This is a genomic window from Flavicella sediminum (genome assembly GCF_006381105.1).
Classification (GTDB): Bacteria; Bacteroidota; Bacteroidia; order Flavobacteriales; family Flavobacteriaceae; genus Flavicella; species Flavicella sediminum.
Genome location: NZ_VDET01000019.1, coordinates 2,136 through 3,212, shown reverse-complemented (window position 1 = coordinate 3,212; position 1,077 = coordinate 2,136). Strand labels below are relative to the sequence as shown.

At 36.3% G+C, this 1,077-nt stretch carries 1 protein-coding gene; it reads right to left on the bottom strand.

Annotated elements, in window-relative coordinates; translation table 11 throughout:
* Positions 1-1,077 (bottom strand): sugar isomerase (locus tag FGM02_RS15565; protein ID WP_139959426.1); only part of this gene is annotated, 1,077 nt, incomplete at both ends.

The window sequence follows — 1,077 nt, the reverse complement described above, 5'->3', positions numbered from 1 at the left end:
CGCTTTAATCGGACTAATAGCACCACCTCTGTTGAAGCTTGCTTTTTCAATTAATGGACGAAAATCAGTTCTGTAAGCCCCTTGTAAAATTTCTTGGCACTTCACCACATCATTGCAAAGGTGAGCGGCTCTTAATTCTGCTTGGTCAATTAACAAAGCTTTTGCATAGGCTTCTTGAATGGCTTCTAAAGATTGAATTAAATCTTCCAAAGGATCTTTTACATTATGACTTGCATCAATCATCCAAGCTAAATCTGGATTTTGCGGATTGTTTTCCATTCCGTAAACCAATTCGTTAAAAATTAAGAATAGGGCGTAAGGCTTGATACTTCCAACAGTTAAATCGTCATCGCCATATTTACTGTCATTAAAATGAAAACCACCAAGTTTTCCTTTCAATTGTAAAATAGAAACAATTTGTTCTATGTTAGAATTTGGAAGGTGGTGTCCTAAATCAACCAAGGTAAAAGCTTTGTCACCACATTCATTGGCAAGCATTAAGGAAGCTCCCCAATCTTGAATTACGGTACTGTAAAAGTTAGGTTCGTAAGGTTTGTATTCAATTAATAATTTCCAATCATCTGGCAATCCTTTGTAAATATCCTTTAAACTATCTTGGGTATTTTGAAATGCCGTTTGAAAATTATTTTGTCCTGGAAAACAAGAACCATCAGCCAACCAAACGGTTAAGGATTTAGAACCTAATTTGTCTCCAATATTGATGACATCTAAATTATGAGCAATTGCTTGTTCACGTACGGCTTGACTCGTATTGCTTAATGAACCGTATTTATAGCTTTCTTTGGCGTCTTTTTGATCTTGAAAGGTGTTTGAATTTACAGAATCAAATTTGATATCTAAAGAGCTCGCCAATTCACCTACAGCTTTGTAATCCGATGGTACATCCCATGGAATGTGCAAAGAAACAGCACCAGCAGTTTGTGTTAAAGAGTGTAAAATTCCAACATCTTCAATTTTTTGTTCCAAAGTAGAAGGCTCACCATAATGAGAAAATCGACCAAAACGAGTTCCTCCAGCACCTAATGCCCAACTCGGAATAGCAACTTGAAATTCAGC